At 70.6% G+C, this 14,833-nt stretch carries 15 protein-coding genes and 2 pseudogenes; 12 read left to right on the top strand and 5 right to left on the bottom strand.

Annotation, left to right across the window (positions count from 1 at the left end):
• Positions 1-7 precede the first annotated feature (7 nt).
• The 3 genes and pseudogenes from ACRRRO_RS00980 to ACRRRO_RS00970 all read right to left on the bottom strand — a co-directional run bounded on the left by ACRRRO_RS00980 (position 8) and on the right by ACRRRO_RS00970 (position 2,597).
• Positions 8-787, bottom strand: a complete 780-nt coding sequence (locus tag ACRRRO_RS00980) for a hypothetical protein (RefSeq protein ID WP_434080915.1) — start codon at positions 785-787, stop codon at positions 8-10.
• Complete coding sequence (locus ACRRRO_RS00975) at positions 670-1,140, bottom strand: FUSC family protein (RefSeq protein ID WP_434080914.1); 471 nt, start codon at positions 1,138-1,140, stop codon at positions 670-672. Before ACRRRO_RS00975 ends, ACRRRO_RS00980 begins: the two co-directional genes overlap by 118 nt.
• 129 nt (positions 1,141-1,269) lie before the next feature.
• Positions 1,270-2,597 (bottom strand): annotated as a pseudogene (locus tag ACRRRO_RS00970) (nicotinate phosphoribosyltransferase).
• 114 nt (positions 2,598-2,711) lie between these two features.
• On the opposite strand from ACRRRO_RS00970, the gene clpS reads away from it, so the two are divergent.
• From clpS to ACRRRO_RS00945, 5 genes are all read left to right on the top strand, one after another.
• The gene (gene clpS / locus ACRRRO_RS00965; RefSeq protein WP_424797503.1) at positions 2,712-3,005 is read left to right on the top strand and encodes an ATP-dependent Clp protease adapter ClpS; all 294 of its coding nucleotides are present in this window, start codon (positions 2,712-2,714) and stop codon (positions 3,003-3,005) included.
• Positions 3,005-3,778, top strand: coding sequence for a DUF2017 domain-containing protein (locus ACRRRO_RS00960; protein ID WP_424797502.1), 774 nt, complete (start codon positions 3,005-3,007; stop codon positions 3,776-3,778). The genes clpS and ACRRRO_RS00960 overlap by 1 nt, the downstream gene beginning before the upstream one ends.
• Before the next feature lie 39 nt (positions 3,779-3,817).
• A complete protein-coding gene (gene murI / locus ACRRRO_RS00955; protein ID WP_424797501.1) occupies positions 3,818-4,717 on the top strand; it encodes a glutamate racemase in 900 nt (299 codons plus the stop codon).
• Positions 4,714-5,487, top strand: a complete 774-nt coding sequence (locus tag ACRRRO_RS00950) for an MBL fold metallo-hydrolase (protein ID WP_424797500.1) — start codon at positions 4,714-4,716, stop codon at positions 5,485-5,487. The genes murI and ACRRRO_RS00950 overlap by 4 nt, the downstream gene beginning before the upstream one ends.
• Positions 5,488-5,763: 276 nt before the next feature.
• A complete protein-coding gene (locus ACRRRO_RS00945; RefSeq protein WP_434081619.1) occupies positions 5,764-8,394 on the top strand; it encodes a phosphoenolpyruvate carboxylase in 2,631 nt (876 codons plus the stop codon).
• Between the two features lie 114 nt (positions 8,395-8,508).
• Here the strand turns inward: ACRRRO_RS00945 and ACRRRO_RS00940 are convergent, their stop codons facing one another.
• Positions 8,509-9,579: an alcohol dehydrogenase catalytic domain-containing protein gene (locus ACRRRO_RS00940; protein ID WP_424797499.1), complete on the bottom strand. Its 1,071-nt coding sequence runs from the start codon at positions 9,577-9,579 to the stop codon at positions 8,509-8,511.
• Positions 9,580-9,650: 71 nt separating this feature from the next.
• Here ACRRRO_RS00940 and rph point away from each other — a divergent pair, with 71 nt between their 5' ends.
• Together rph and rdgB are read left to right on the top strand one after the other, a co-directional pair.
• Positions 9,651-10,421: a ribonuclease PH gene (rph, locus tag ACRRRO_RS00935; protein ID WP_424797498.1), complete on the top strand. Its 771-nt coding sequence runs from the start codon at positions 9,651-9,653 to the stop codon at positions 10,419-10,421.
• 17 nt (positions 10,422-10,438) lie between these two features.
• A complete protein-coding gene (gene rdgB, locus ACRRRO_RS00930; protein WP_424797594.1) occupies positions 10,439-11,023 on the top strand; it encodes an RdgB/HAM1 family non-canonical purine NTP pyrophosphatase in 585 nt (194 codons plus the stop codon).
• A 42-nt stretch (positions 11,024-11,065) separates the two neighbouring features.
• On the opposite strand, the gene ACRRRO_RS00925 is transcribed toward rdgB, so the two are convergent.
• Positions 11,066-11,605 (bottom strand): NUDIX hydrolase family protein, encoded by a 540-nt coding sequence (locus ACRRRO_RS00925; RefSeq protein ID WP_424797497.1) that lies wholly within the window; start codon positions 11,603-11,605, stop codon positions 11,066-11,068.
• 117 nt (positions 11,606-11,722) lie between these two features.
• Between ACRRRO_RS00925 and ACRRRO_RS00920 the strand changes: the two genes are divergently transcribed.
• The 5 genes and pseudogenes from ACRRRO_RS00920 to ACRRRO_RS00900 form a co-directional block, all read left to right on the top strand.
• Complete coding sequence (locus ACRRRO_RS00920; protein ID WP_424797496.1) at positions 11,723-12,550, top strand: AzlC family ABC transporter permease; 828 nt, start codon at positions 11,723-11,725, stop codon at positions 12,548-12,550.
• Positions 12,547-12,858, top strand: a complete 312-nt coding sequence (locus ACRRRO_RS00915; protein WP_424788233.1) for an AzlD domain-containing protein — start codon at positions 12,547-12,549, stop codon at positions 12,856-12,858. The genes ACRRRO_RS00920 and ACRRRO_RS00915 overlap by 4 nt, the downstream gene beginning before the upstream one ends.
• A 43-nt stretch (positions 12,859-12,901) precedes the next feature.
• Positions 12,902-14,335, top strand: a complete 1,434-nt coding sequence (locus tag ACRRRO_RS00910) for an NAD-dependent epimerase/dehydratase family protein (protein ID WP_434080913.1) — start codon at positions 12,902-12,904, stop codon at positions 14,333-14,335.
• A complete protein-coding gene (locus ACRRRO_RS00905; RefSeq protein ID WP_434080912.1) occupies positions 14,335-14,526 on the top strand; it encodes a hypothetical protein in 192 nt (63 codons plus the stop codon). Before ACRRRO_RS00910 ends, ACRRRO_RS00905 begins: the two co-directional genes overlap by 1 nt.
• A pseudogene (locus ACRRRO_RS00900) lies at positions 14,456-14,785 on the top strand (alcohol dehydrogenase catalytic domain-containing protein); the annotation flags it as partial. The gene ACRRRO_RS00905 and the pseudogene ACRRRO_RS00900, both read left to right, overlap by 71 nt.
• Positions 14,786-14,833: the final 48 nt, after the last annotated feature.

The following is a 14,833-nucleotide window of genomic DNA, read 5'->3' as shown; positions in this document are numbered from 1 at the left end:
GTCTCGATCAGACCCGCGGATTCGGGCGGTCGGCCTGCCTGGCCTCCCTGGCCGAGGCGACGTCGTCGACGATCACCGCGATGTGCTCCATGCTGGTGATCAACGAGCCGTACACGGGCCAGTCGGCCCCGGGCAGCTGCCCACCCTCGGTCAGCCGCCCGGCCAGTGCCCGGAGCCGGTCGTGCACCGGTTCCACCTGGGCGTCGGGATCCTGGATTGACCGGCCGGCATCACGCACGATCGCCACCCAGGCCTGCCGGAACATGTCATCCCAGCGGCTCTCCGCGATCGTGGCCTCACGTAGCGTCCGGGCCAGATGCCGCAGATGGGAGACTCCCTCACCGATCCGTTCCAGGAGCTCCTCGTAGGAGGTTGGCTGCCCGGCTCGAGCCCGGTCCTTGCGCCGCTCCCGCACACGGGGCCGCGCCGGGGCCAGCAACCGCGGGTTGGCGCGGCGGCTCTCCCGGGCGAAGGAGACCCACTGCGAGGCGTGCTCGACCTCGGCGGTGATCGAGACCGTCTCGCTGACCCAGGCGTCGGCGCGCGCGGTGTCCCAGGACGTCTCCAGCTCCTCGGCGATCTCGATGAGCACCTGGCCCATACGGCGGTTCACGCTGTCCACGTACCGGGCGGCCCGCCCCTCCCAGAGCGGTGGCACGAGCACCAGGTTCACCACCACGCCGACAGCCACCCCGAGGGCCACCTCGAGCAGACGATCGTCGAGCAGGGGAGCCTGCTCGCCGAAGCCACTACCGAGCACGAAGATGGCGGTGGTGGCGATGGCCACGCCCTCGTCCCTGAGCCAGCGCAGACGGGCAGCCACAAGCCCACCAACAGCGCCAGCCCGAACGTCCAGAGCGTGACTCCGAGGTAGGCGCCGATCACGAACGACAACCCGATGCCGACCGCGGAGGCGACCATCGTCTGCAGGCCCCGGCTCAGGGACCGGTAGACGGTTGCGTGCACGGTGAGCAACGCCGTCCAGGGAGCCAGGAACGGGAGTTCGGTCTCGAAGACCGCCACGGCCAACCACCAGGCCGCTGTGGCCGCGATGGTGCTCTTGAGCACCTGGATCCCGGTAGTCACGAACTCCGGGGAGCGCACCCTGTTGACGATGCGGCGCCACACTCGACCCTTCACGGTCCCCTCCTGTCTGCTGCTCGGGCCCTGCCGTCGCGCGCCCTGGGAGGCTTGTCCGCGCTCGAGGGTATGTCACCCACGGCCGGGCCCGCGCGTTGAGACACGGCGCCCCATCGGACCGGAGGGCGCTCAGAGCATCTGGTGCACCGTCTCCAGGGCCGGATCGCCGGCGGACAGCCGCCGGGCGTAGGGGGAGAGCTCGGCCCGTGAGGCTCGGTGTCGTTGCGAGGCGGCATGCACGCCCGAGGTGCCGGTGAAGGACCTGTGCACTTCGCCGTCGAGCACCAAGGGCACCTGCAGGACGCGAAGATCCTCCTCGCCCGGGGCCCACTGCGCCCCGGCGCCAGCCACCACGACCTCCTGTTCGGCCCGCCCGGCGGGGTCCAGGCGCCTGGCCGCGTTCTTGCGTCCGCCGACGCTGGTCTTGGCCGAGGAAGCCTTCTCCACCGACTCCATCTGGCCGCTCGCGCCCTCACGGGAGACCAGTTTGTACACCATCCCGCAGGTGGGTGCGCCCGAGCCGGTCACCACCGAGGTGCCCACCCCGTAGGAATCGACCGGTGCCGCCGCCAGTGAGGCGATCGCGTGCTCATCCAGATCCGAGGACACCACGATCTTGGTACCGGGCGCACCGAGGGAGTCCAGTTGGTCCCGGACCTCCCGGGCCACCACGCCCAGATCGCCGGATCCAGCCGCACCGCGTCCAACTCGGTGCCGGCGGCCTCGATCGCCCGGCGCACGCCCTCGGCGATGTCATAAGTGTCCACCAGCAGGGTGGTGTGCGGGCCGTAGGCGGCGATCTGCGCCGCGAAGGCGGCCGGTTCGTCGTCGTGCAGCAGTGTGAAGGAGTGGGCGGCGGTGCCGATCGTCTCCAACCCGTACCGCCGTCCGGCCTCCAGGTTGGAGGTGCCGGTGAACCCGCCCACCACCGAGGCCCGTGCGGCCGCGACCGCGGCCTGTTCGTGTGCGCGCCGCGATCCCATCTCCAGGCACGGGCGCGAGCCGGCGGCCGAGGTCATCCGGGAGGCCGCTGAGGCCACAGCGGAGTCGTAGTTGAGCACCGACAACGCCAGGGTCTCCAGCAGCACCCCCTCGGCGAAGGTGGACTCCACCACCAGTACCGGGGAGCCGGGGAAGAAGACCTCGCCCTCCGCGTACCCGTAGATGCTCCCGGTGAAGCGGTAGTTCGCCAGGTAGTCCAACATCTGGGTGTTCGCGACCCCCTCGTCGCGCAGGTGCTGCAGCTCGGCGTCGGTGAACCGGAAATCGGTCAGCGCCTCCAGGAACCGTCCGGTACCGGCCAGGACCCCGTAGCGGCGCCCGGGGGGCAGCCGGCGGGTGAACACCTCGAACACGCAGCGGCGCTCCGCCGTCCCGCTCGCCAGGGCGGCCTGGACCATGGTGAGTTCGTACCGGTCGGTCAACAGGGCCGTGCTGGGGGCGTGCGGTTGCGTCATAGCGCCCGACCCTACTGACTTCACCGCAGCAGAGACAGCGGGTGCCTCCGTGGCCGGGCCGCCGCGGGCGGGCACCGGATGGGCTGCTCGGCACTCGGGGCCTACCCTGGTGGCATGACCGCCGCACCGGACACCGACACCGAGGTGGGCATCGGCGCGCGCACGGAACCGGACAAGGTCTGGCGCACCATCGTGTGGAACGACCCGGTGAACCTGATGAGTTACGTGGCCTACGTGTTCCGGTCCTACTTCGGCTATTCCGAGCAGAAGGCCACCGAGTTGATGCTCCAGGTCCACCATGAGGGCAAGGCGGTCGTGGCCTCCGGGGCGCGGGAGAAGATGGAGGCGCACGTGCAGGCCATGCACTCCTACGGCCTGTGGGCGACGCTGGACCAGGAGGGGGCCTGATGCGCGCGTTCGTACGCCGTCGTGGCCGTTATGTGGCCGAACTCGACCCAACCGAACGCTCCATCCTGGCAGGGGTGATCGCCGACACCGCCACGCTGCTGGGCGATCCTCCCCGGGACCTGGCACCCGGCGGCCCGGGGCAGGAGGCCGACGACGGGGCTCACCACGGCCCTGCCGGTCCCGATGCCGGTGCCGGACCGGGAACGGGCGAGGGGTCCCACCCGGATTCCGCAGCGGTCTCCGGCGGTGGCGGCGGCGCGGCCACGAACGGGCCGGAGGATGCCGGAGCCACGGGGGATGAGGACGACGCGGCCGAGGGTATGGAGGAGCAACTGGCCCGGCTCGGCCAGGACGTGCCCGAGCCCGCCGACCCGGCCCTGGCCCGGCTGCTGCCCGCCGCCAGCCGTGACGATCCCGAACTGGCCGCAGAGTTCCGTCGCCTTACCCAGGATGAGTTGCGCAACGACAAGATCGCCCGGCTGCGGATGGTCTGGGCGGCGCTGCGTGCCCCGGGCATCAAACTCACCGTGCCGCCGGAGGAGGCGATGGACTGGGCGGCCGCGATGACCGATGTGCGCCTGGTGCTGTCCGAGCGGCTGGGGATACGCTCCGATGCCGACGCCGAGGAGATCTACGCGCTGTCCACCACATCGGGCCGTCCCGGCAGCAGCGAGGAGGAGGATCTGCGGCTGGCACTGGCGAGTGTGTACTCGGCTTTCACCTGGTTGCAGGAGTCCCTGGTCCAGGTGATGTTGCCTACACTCCAGGACTGACGCTCCTGCGACCCCGGTCGCCGGGCTAAGCTGGGGGCGATGAAGCAGGCACCGATCGGGATCTTCGACTCCGGCGTGGGCGGGCTGACCGTGGCCCGCGCCGTACTCGACCAGGTGCCGGGGGAGTCGGTGCGCTACGTCGGCGACACCGCCCACGGCCCCTACGGCCCGCTGTCGATCGCCCAGGTTCGTGCGCACGCGCTGCGGGTGATGGACGATCTGGTGGACTCCGGTGTGAAGATGTTGGTGATCGCCTGTAACTCCGCCTCCGCGGCAGTGCTGCGCGATGCCCGCGAGCGCTACACCGGCAGCCGTGGCATCCCCGTGGTGGAGGTGATCCAGCCGGCCGTGCGCCGGGCGGTGGCGATGACCCGCAACCACAAGGTGGGTGTGGTGGCCACGCAGGCGACGATCACCTCCCAGGCCTACGAGGACGCCTTCGCCGCAGCGACGCACCTGGACCTGACCACGGCGGCGGCGCCTCGCTTCGTGGAGTTCGTCGAACGCGGGATCACCGCCGGTGGTGACGTGCTGGAGGCTGCCGCGGAGTACCTTGCCCCGTTGCGCCGGGCGCAGGTGGACACCCTGGTGCTGGGGTGTACCCACTATCCGTTGCTGACCGGGGTGCTCCAGTACGTGATGGGCGATGACGTGACCCTGGTCTCCTCCGCGGAGGAGACCGCCAAGGACGTCTATCGGGCGCTCCTGGCCCATGACCTGGTGCGTGATGACGGTGCCGCCCCGGTGCACAGGTTCCTCGCCACCGGGGACACCGATGCCTTCGATGACCTGGCCCACCGATTCCTGGGACCGGAGGTCGGCTCGCACAGCGCGGTGGAGATCACCGGTGAGATCCCGAAGATCACCGTCGCCGCGGGCCCGGGAGCGGAGCCGGTGCCCGGGGTACGGACACGAGGGGGAAGTGGGGCACGGGGATGAAACTGACGGTCGTGGGCAGTTCCGGGTCGATCTCCGGGCCGGAGTCGGCGGCCTCGTGCTACCTGCTGCAGGCCCACGACGGCGACCGCACCTGGCAGGTGCTGCTGGACCTGGGGCCCGGAGCGGCGGGGCAGGCGATGCGCTACGTGGACCCCGCGCAGGTGGACGCGGTGCTGGTCTCGCACCTGCATGCCGACCACATCGCCGACCTGGCCGGGCTGGAGGTACTGATCCGCTACGGCCCGGGCGCCCCGCGCCCCCCGGTGCCGGTCTATGGCCCGGCAGGTACCCGCGCTCGGATCGCCCAGTTGTGCGGGGAGTCCGGCAATCCCGATCACGCCTTCACCGTCACCACCTGGCAGCCCGGCACACCGGTGCACCTGGGTCCGTTCGTGATCGAACCATTCGAGGTGGAGCATCCCGTCCCCGCCTACGCCATGCGGATCACCGGACCGTCCGCCGAGGGCGCTGGGCCCCGGGTGCTCACGTACACCGGGGACACCGACCATTGCGCCGGCGTGACCCTGGCCGCCCGCGACGCCCACGTGCTGCTGTCCGAGGCCGCCTTCCAGGAGGAGCGCGACCAGGTGCGCGGGATCCACCTGACCGGGCTGCGCGCCGGACAGCTGGCCACCGAGGCGCGCGCCGGGCGCCTGATTCTCACCCACATCCCGCCCTGGACGTGCGCCGCCACCGTACGCACCGAGGCGACCGGCACCTACGCCGGACCGATCGAGGTCGCCGAACCCGGTGCTACCTGGTTGATCTGACCGGCGCATCGGTTGTCTGGCGGGGTGGCCGGTGATGAACTGTGCGTTCCTGACCGGTCGGGGTGATCGGCGTCACGCGTTCTGGGTGATTTCCATGCCATTGGGTAACCGTTCATGAGACGGCGTACAAGGAAGGCCCAAGAACTCGTTACGCTTTCGATCATGTCGATCAGACCCGAGACACCAGCCACGGACGTCAGCACGTCGGCCCAGGACGCCGAGAGCGCAGCCACGCCGGCCGAGCACCTGGCGTCCGGCTCCCGGACCGGAGCGGCGATGGAGGTGCCCGAGGCACTGCGAAACGACGTGCGGATGCTGGGCGGCATGCTCGGCACCGTGCTGGCCGAATCCGGTGGGCAGGATCTGCTCGATGACGTCGAGCGGCTGCGTGAACTGACCATCACCGCCTACTCCGAACCCGGCTCGGACGCCTTCACCCAGGCTGAGGAACTGGTTGACTCCTTCACGCTGGAGCGGGCCGAGGACGTGGCCCGGGCGTTCAGCGCCTACTTCCACCTGGTGAACCTGGCCGAGGAGTTCCACCGGGTCCGGGTGCTCCGCGAACGCGACCAGGTGGGAGGCTCGCCCACGGCCAGCGGCCGTCCGCCGGAGGACTCGATGGCCCAGGCGCTGGAGTTCCTCACCGACCAGGTGGGCCGGGAGGAGGCCTTCGCCCGAGTCGAGGCGCTGGAGTTCCGCCCGGTGCTGACCGCCCACCCCACCGAGGCCCGGCGGCGCGCCGTGTCCTCGTGCATCCGGCGGATCAGCGAACTCGTCGGGCAGTGGGATGACCAGCGGCTGAGTGCCCGCGAACGCGGGGACGTGCAGCGCGCGCTGCTGTCGGAGGTGGACACCCTGTGGCGCACCTCCCCGCTGCGGGCGGACAAGCCCACCCCGCTGGATGAGGTCCGCACCGCGATGGGTGTGTTCGACCAGACTCTGTTCAGCGTGTTGCCGCAGATGTACCGGCGGCTGGACGATCTGCTCGACGGGGACCACGCGGTGAGCCGTGAACCTCGATCGCGCGCGTTCGTGCGCCTGGGTTCCTGGATCGGGGCGGACCGGGACGGTAACCCCAACGTCACCTCCGGCATCACCCGAGCCGCCGCCGCGATCGCCAACGAGCACGTGCTGCTCGGGTTGGAGCGGGTGGCGCAGCGGATCGGACGCGGTCTGACTCTGGACTCCCACACCACCCCCCCGACCACCGCGGAGTTGGAAGCGCTGTGGAACCGTCAGCGCCGCCTCGCCGCGGAACTGACCTCCGACATCGCAACCCGGTCCCCGGACGAGCCCTACCGCCGGGTGGTGCTGATGATCGCCGAGCGCATCGCGGCCACCCGGCAGCGCGACGCCGATCTGGCCTACGGCGACGCCGATGAGTTGCTCGCCGACCTCGAGGTGGTGCAGACCTCCCTGGCCCAGGTGGGAGAGAAGCGCAAGGCCTACGGCGAGATCCAGGAACTGATCTGGCAGGTGCAGACCTTCGGGTTCCACCTGGCTGAACTGGAGGTCCGCCAGCACGCCAAGGTGCACTCGGCGACCCTGGCCCAGATCGACGCCGATGAGGAACTCAGCGAGATGAGCGAGGAGGTGCTGGAGACCTTCCGCTCCATCGGGGCGATCCAGGACCGCTACGGGGAGTTGGCCGCCCGGCGCTACATCGTCTCCTTCACCACCTCGGCCACCGACCTGGCGAACGTGTTCCGGCTGGCGGTGGCCGCACTGGGCTCGGAGCAGGAGGCGCCGGTGTTGGACGTGATCCCCCTGTTCGAGACGCACCAGGACCTGAAGAACAGCACCGAGGTACTGGACGAGATGATCGAGCTGCCCCAGGTGCGCGCCCGCCTGGAGGCCACCGGTAGACGCTTGGAGGTCATGCTCGGGTACTCGGACTCCTCCAAGGACGTCGGCCCGGTCGCGGCCACCCTGGCGCTGTATGAGGCGCAGTCGCGGATCACCCGGTGGGCCAAGGACAACGACATCACCCTCACCCTGTTCCACGGTCGTGGGGGCGCCCTGGGCCGCGGTGGCGGACCGGCCAACCGGGCCCTGATGTCCCAGCCGCCCGGGTCGGTGGACGGCCGGTTCAAGCTCACCGAACAGGGCGAGGTGATCTTCGCCCGCTACGGGGACCCGGTGATCGCGGCCCGGCACATCGAACAGGTGGCGGCGGCCACGCTGCTGGCCTCCACCCCGCACATCGAGCAGCGCAACGCCACCGCGGCCGAGGACTTCGCCGACGTCGCCGCCACCATGGACCGGGTGTCCCGGGACCGGTTCTTCCAGCTGGTGCACGCCGAGGGTTTCCCGGGCTGGTTCGCCGAGGTGACCCCGCAGGAGGGGGTCGGCTGGCTGGCACTGGGTTCGCGCCCGGCCCGGCGCGGCCTCAGCGTGGAGTCGCTGGAGGACCTGCGCGCGATCCCGTGGGTGTTCGCCTGGACCCAGGCCCGGATCAACCTGACCGGCTGGTTCGGGCTCGGCTCGGCGCTGGCCGCGGTGGGGGACCTGCAGCGGCTGCGGGAGGCCTACCGGCGCTGGCCGCTGTTCACCACCATGATCGACAACGTGGAGATGTCCCTGGCCAAGACCGACGAGCGGATCGCCCGCCGCTACTTGGATCTGGGCGACCGGGAGGACCTGAGCGAGTTGGTGATGGAGGAGATGGTCCTGACCCGCCAGTGGGTGGTGGACATCACCGAGCAGGACCGGTTGCTCGCCGGCCACAGCGTGCTGGGCCGGGCGGTGCAGCTGCGCAGCCCCTACGTCGACGCGCTCTCGCTGATCCAGCTCCGTGCGTTGCGGGCGCTACGCGCCGATGAGGGGGAGGACGTGGACGACCAACTGCGCCGGGTCATGTTGTTGTCGGTGAACGGAGTGGCCGCAGGCCTGCAGAACACCGGCTGAGTGCCCGCCGCCGCCGAGCGTGCCTACCGACGGCGAGCGTGCCTACCGACGGCGAGCCCTGCGGGTATCGCCCTGAGCGCGCAGGCTCGCCCTCGAGACCCGCAGCACGGCTCGTCATGCCGTGAGCGTGCTGCTGCCGTCGCCGTCGCCGGTAGGGGTGGGCCGGACCACCGTGATCCCCGGAGCCGGGTCCCGGTCCATCCGTGCCAGCGCCCGGGGAACCTCGTCCAGCGTGATCTGGCGGGTGACCAGGTCCGCCGGGCGCAACGTCCCGGCGACGACCAGGCCCAGCATCGGCCCGTACTGGGCGGCGGCCATTCCGTGGGAACCCAGGAACGCCAGTTCCCGCGCGATGATCGCGCCCACCGGAAGCGATGGTTCCTCGGCGAACAGACCGATCTGCACGTGCCGTCCGCGGGGAGCCAGACTGAGCAGTGCAGCACGGGTGGTCTCCGCCCGGCCCAGGGCTTCCAGGCTCACCTGCACCGGACCGAACCGGCGCACCTGCGCGGCGAGGCCCTCCGGGTCAGCGGTTCCGGCCAGTACCGTGTGTGCCGCTCCGGCGGCCCGGGCCAACGTCAGCGCTGCCGGGGCCCGGTCCACCGCGATCACCTCGGCACCCAGGGCCGCGCCGATCATCACCGCCGAGAGCCCCACCCCACCGGCGCCGATCACCGCCAGGCGCTCACCGGGCCGCACCTGGGCACGGTGATGCAGGCCGGCGAAGGCGGTGGCGAACCGGCAGCCCAACCCCACCAGGGCGAGCGGGTCCAGGCGCTCAGGGACGACGACGGCGTTGAAGTCGGCGTGCCGCACTCGAACCTGCTCGGCGAAGGATCCCCAGTGGGTGAACCCGGGCTGGGTCTGGTCCGGGCACACCTGCGCTTGGCCATCGGTGCATTGGGGGCACACCCCGCACCCGCACACGAACGGGGCGATGATCCGCTGACCCACCTGCACCGACGCCACCGCTGCGCCGGTAGCGACCACGCGCCCGACGAACTCGTGGCCGGGCACGTGCGGCACCGCGATGTCACGGTCGTGACCGGCCCAGCCGTGCCAGTCGCTGCGGCACAATCCGGTCGCCTCCACCGAGACCACCGCGGCGTCGGGCTCGGGCTCGAGGTCCGGAACCTCCCGGACGGCGGGCATCTGCCCGAATGCCTCGTAGACGACAGCGCGCATCTGCACAGTGTGGGCCATCCGGGGTCCGTTGTGGACCGGGCACCGCCGAACGTGCTTTAGGGTCGGTAACCATGACAGTCCAGCGCACCGAAGGTCGATCTACCACCGAGTTGCGGCCGGTGCGGTTCACCCGGGGCTGGTCGGATCAGGCCGAGGGCTCGGTCCTGGTCGAGTTCGGCGGCACCCGGGTGTTGTGCACCGCCTCTTTCACCGAGGGTGTGCCCCGGTGGCGCCGGGGGTCGGGGAAGGGCTGGGTGACCGCGGAGTACGCGATGCTGCCGCGATCGACCAACACCCGCTCGGACCGGGAGTCGGTCCGGGGCAAGATCGGGGGACGCACCCACGAGATCTCCCGCCTGATCGGACGCTCGCTGCGCGCCATCATCGACACTGGCGCGCTCGGGGAGAACACCATCATGCTGGACTGTGACGTGTTGCAGGCCGACGGCGGCACCCGGACCGCGGCGATCACCGGCGCCTACGTGGCATTGGCCGACGCGGTCGCCTGGGGCAAGCAGAACAAGGCGATCTCCACCAAGACCACGGTGTTGACAGACTCGGTCTGCGCCGTCAGCGTGGGTCTGGTCGACGGAGTAGCGATGTTGGACCTGGACTACCCCGAGGACGCGCGGGCGGACACCGACATGAACGTGGTGGTGACCGGGTCCGGCGGGTTCGTGGAGGTGCAGGGCACCGCGGAGCGGGAGCCGTTCAGCCGTACCCAGCTCGAGGAACTACTGGATCTGGCCGCGTTGGGCTGTGCCGACCTGACCGACCGCCAGCGCCAGGCGCTGTCCGCTGACGTGGCCCCTCGATCGATCCCGGGCGTCCTGGGCCGGTGAGCCGGCCCCGCGTGGTGATGGCCACGCACAACCAGCACAAGGTCGGTGAACTCCGGCAGATCCTGTCCGGGCTGCTCGAGGCCGGCGATGTGATCGGGGCCGGTGAGGCTGGCGCCCCGGACGTCGCCGAGACCGGGGTCACCTTCGCCCAGAACGCACTGCTGAAGGCCCGTGCCGTCGCCGCGCACACCGGCCTGATCGCCGTGGCGGACGACTCGGGCCTGGCTGTGGACATCCTCGGCGGGGCCCCGGGTATCTTCTCCGCGCGCTGGGCCGGTCGCCACGGTGACGACACCGCGAACCTGAACCTGCTGCTGGATCAACTGGCCGACATCGCCCCGGAGCACCGCCGCGCCCGGTTCGTCTGCGCCGCGGCTCTGGCCACCCCCGAGGGCACCGACGTGGTCGAGCACGGCTACCTGCCCGGGGTCCTTCTCACCGAACCGCGGGGCAGCGGAGGGTTCGGATATGACCCGATCCTGGTCCCGGATGGGCAGGACCTCTCCTGCGCGGAACTGAGCCCCACGGAGAAGAACGCGATCTCCCACCGGGGGCAGGCATTCCGGGCCCTGGCCACCCACCTGGGCCCGTTGCTGGGCTGAGCCCAGCCCGCCCTGATCGCGTCGCAGGGCCCGAGCGCGACCTCAGACGATCCGGCCGGCGTGGGACAGGGCCTGGCGGACCAGCGCCCCGTGCCCGTCGACCATCTCGGCCTGGATGCCGGGATTCAGCGCCTCCTCCGGGCTGAGCCAGGTGATGTCGAGCACGTCCTGCTGGGGCGCGCAGTCGCCGTCGACCGGCACGATGTAAGCCAGCGATACGGCGTGCTGGCGCGGGTCGTGGTACGGCGTGATCCCCGGGGTGGGGAAGTACTCGGCCACGGTGAAGGGCACCAGGGACACCGGCAGCCGGGGCAGTGCCATCGGCCCCAGGTCCTTGTCCAGGTGTCGCGACAGCGCATCGCGCAGCCGCTCGTGATACATCACCCGCCCCGAGACCAGTGATCGCTGGATGGTCTCATCGCGCGGGGTACGCAGTAGCAGCGCCACCTGCTGGATGGTGCCGTCGGCGTCCACCCGCACCGGCACCGCGTCGACGTACACGATCGGCAACCGACGCCTGATCCTCGCCAGTTCATCGGGCGCGAACCAGGTGTTGATGTCATCCGATGCGATCTCGCTCATCACGTCCTCCGCCTTGGGCTTCTGCTGCGTACTTGTGCTGCGACCACGCTAGCGCCCCGGCGGCCGGCTGGTGGACGCCGGTTCCGTTCCGGTCGGCACAGGTGTGAGAATCCAGATGTGCACGAATCTCAGACCCACGGGCCGGGGGCCCGGGCCGAATCCGCCGGGCTCGGCGGAGCAGCCGGGCAACTCGACCCCCGCGAGCCGCTGGTCGAGCGAGCCGAGATCGTCCGGGCCGCCATCGCCCTGGCCATCTACGCTGCCGCCTTCGGGTTGTCTTTCGGTGCCGTATCGGTGGCTTCGGGACTGAGCGTGGCGCAGACGATGCTGTTATCGGCGGTGCTGTTCTCCGGGGCTTCCCAATTCGCCTTCGTCGGTGTGGTGGCCTCCGGTTCTCCCTTCGCAGCGATCCCGGCGGCCCTGTTGCTCGGGGTGCGCAACACCTTCTACGGCGTCACGATCGCCCAGATCCTGCGTCCGAAGGGGTGGCGCCGGTTCCTGTCCGGGCACCTGTCGATCGACGAGACCGCCGCGATGACGATCGCCCAGCGCAGCCCACGGGCCAAACGGTTCGCCTTCTGGGCAAGTGGCGCGGCGATGTTCCTGCTGTGGAACGCCGGCAGTGCCGCCGGGGCGCTGCTGGGCAGCGTGCTGGACACCGCCACGTTCGGTCTGGACGCGGCGGCCCCGGCGGCATTCCTGGCGCTGCTGTGGCCTGCGCTGCGAACCGCGCGGGCGCGTTGGGTGGCGGCCGGGTCGGTGGCGCTGGCCCTGGTCCTGATCCCCTTGGTACCGCCGGGGGTGCCGGTGCTCGCCGCGGTCGCGATCGCAGTGCTGGCCGGCTTGGCTGAGGTGCGCAAGGACAAGGCACACCATGGTGAGGGTGCCGCTCCGGCGAGCACGGGTGAGGAACCCGGCACGGAGTCCGGGGGAGGCCGGCGATGAGCGCCTTGTGGATCGCGACGATCGTGGCCGCGGTGGGGTGCTACCTGTTGAAACTGGCCGGGACCGCGATGCCGGAGACGGTGCTGGAGCACCCGCTGGTGCAGGCGATCTCACGGTACCTGCCGGTTGCGATGCTCTCGGCCCTGATCGTCACCGAACTCGCCGCCGGGGACCGCTCCTTCGACGTGGACTGGCGGGTGCTCGCCGGTGTGGGCGCCGCCATGATCGCACTGTTGCTGCGGTTCGGGTTCCTGGTGGCCTTCGCGGTGGCGATCATCGTCACCGCGCTGTTGCGCCTGGTCACCTGAGGGGCCGAGTTGCGCGTCCATCCGATGGGCTTAGCGTGGACGGATGAGCCGAGTCGTCGTCGTAGGAGCCAGTGGCAACGTGGGAACCGCCGTGCTGCGGGCCCTGAACAGCGACCATGAGATCGGTTCCGTGCTCGGCATCGCACGCCGTCCACCGGTCACCGACGCCGAGCCGTACGGGCAGGTGGAGTGGGCCGCCGTCGACATCGCCGAGGGCGAGCACGTCGTGGACGAACTCACCGAGTTGTTCACCGGCGCCGATGCGGTGATCCACCTCGCCTGGCAGATCCAACCGAACACCCGTCGGGACCAGTTGCGTGAGGTGAATGTGGATGGCACCCGGCGGGTGGCCGAGGCGGCCGGGCGGGCCGGGGTGGGCCAGTTGCTGGTGGCCTCCTCCTGGGCCGTCTACAGCCCGGACCCGGACAAGCAACGGCGTGATGAGACCTGGTCCGCCGGTGGGGTGCGCTCCTCCCACTACAGCGTGGACAAGGCCGCCCAGGAGCGCGTTCTGGATGACTTCGAAGCAACCCATCCCCAGGTTGCCGTGGCGCGGATGCGCACCGCCCTGGTGTTCCAGCGCGAGGCCGGGGCCGCGATCACGCGGTACTTCATCGGCCCGTTCATCCCCCCGCAGGTGTTGTCCCCGCGCACGTTGCCGGTGGTGCCGCTCCCGCAGGGACTGCAGGTGCAGGTGATCCACGCCGAGGACGCCGCCGAGGCCTACCTGACCGTGTTGCGTGCCGGAGAGCGCGGAGCGTTCAACGCCGCCGCCGAGCCGGTGCTGGACGTGGCCGCCTTGGGCCGCCTGGTGGGCCGCGGACGCACCGTGGAGGTGCCGTGGGGTCTGGTGCGGCCGCTGCTTGCGCTGGGCCACAAGGCGCGACTGGCCGCTGCCGATGAGGGGTGGGTGGATATGGCGCGGGAGTTGCCGATGATGGACTCCTCCCGGCTGCGCGGCCTGGGTTGGCAACCACGCCATGGCGCCGAGGAGACGTTGACCGAGATGTTGCGCGGCTTGGCCGGATCGGAGGGCACCCCCACCCCGGTCATGGTGCCCGGCGTGCGAAGTTTCGGGCACATGGAGGAAGCGGCGGCGACCACGATGACACCCTCCCGGCCGCGCCCGACATTGCCGCAGGAGGCCGGACGTGACGGTGTGCCGGACCACATCAACGCACCGCTGCTGAGCCTGTACCTGTCCGACCACCTGACCGGTGCGACCGCCGGACGGGACCGGATCGGCCAGATGGCCCGCCAGTACGCCACCACCCGGCTCGGGCCGGAACTGGCCCGTATCAGTGCCGAGATCGAGGGTGAGCACGCCTTCCTCAGCGACGTGGTGGACACCTTGGGCCTGCACCAACGAAGCCCGCGTAAGGTCTTGGCGGCCGTGGGGGAACGGCTGGGCCGACTGAAGATGAACCGGCGGGTCCTGCAGACATCCCCGATGACGCCGTTGCTGGAACTGAGTTGATGCGCAGTGCCGTGATCGGCAAACGCTCCGGCTGGCAGGTGCTGGCCACCTACGCCGACGACCTGGGCCTGCCCGAGGAACTCTTCACGGACCTGGCCGAGCTCGCCGCCCGGCAGGCCGATGATTTGGAGCGGTTGCACGAGCAGGTCCGAGTCCAGGCCTTCGCACTCGAGGGGCAGCACGTGGCCTGAGTGGCCTGGGCCGGTGGGCCCGCAACTGTCCCATTCGCTGCGCACCCGCGCCGGAGTGAATACGCTGTGGTGGATGCGAACCCTGGTCCTGACAGATTTCCACCACCTGACCATTGACGAACGTCCCGCCCCGCGGGTCGTTGACGGCGACGACGTCGTGATCGCCCTTGCCTATACCGGGATCTGCGGCACGGATCTGCACGGCTATACCGGCGAGAACGGTCGGCGCGTGCCCGGGCAGGTGATGGGTCACGAGGCGGTCGGGCAGGTCCTGGACGCCGGTCCGGCCGCCAGCGCCGCAGGCAGG

This window comes from Sanguibacter sp. Z1732 (genome assembly GCF_051020515.1).
Lineage (GTDB): Bacteria > Actinomycetota > Actinomycetes > Actinomycetales > Beutenbergiaceae > CALKWS01.
Note: the sequence above shows the minus strand (reverse complement) of the source record. Positions and strands in the feature narration are given on the sequence as shown.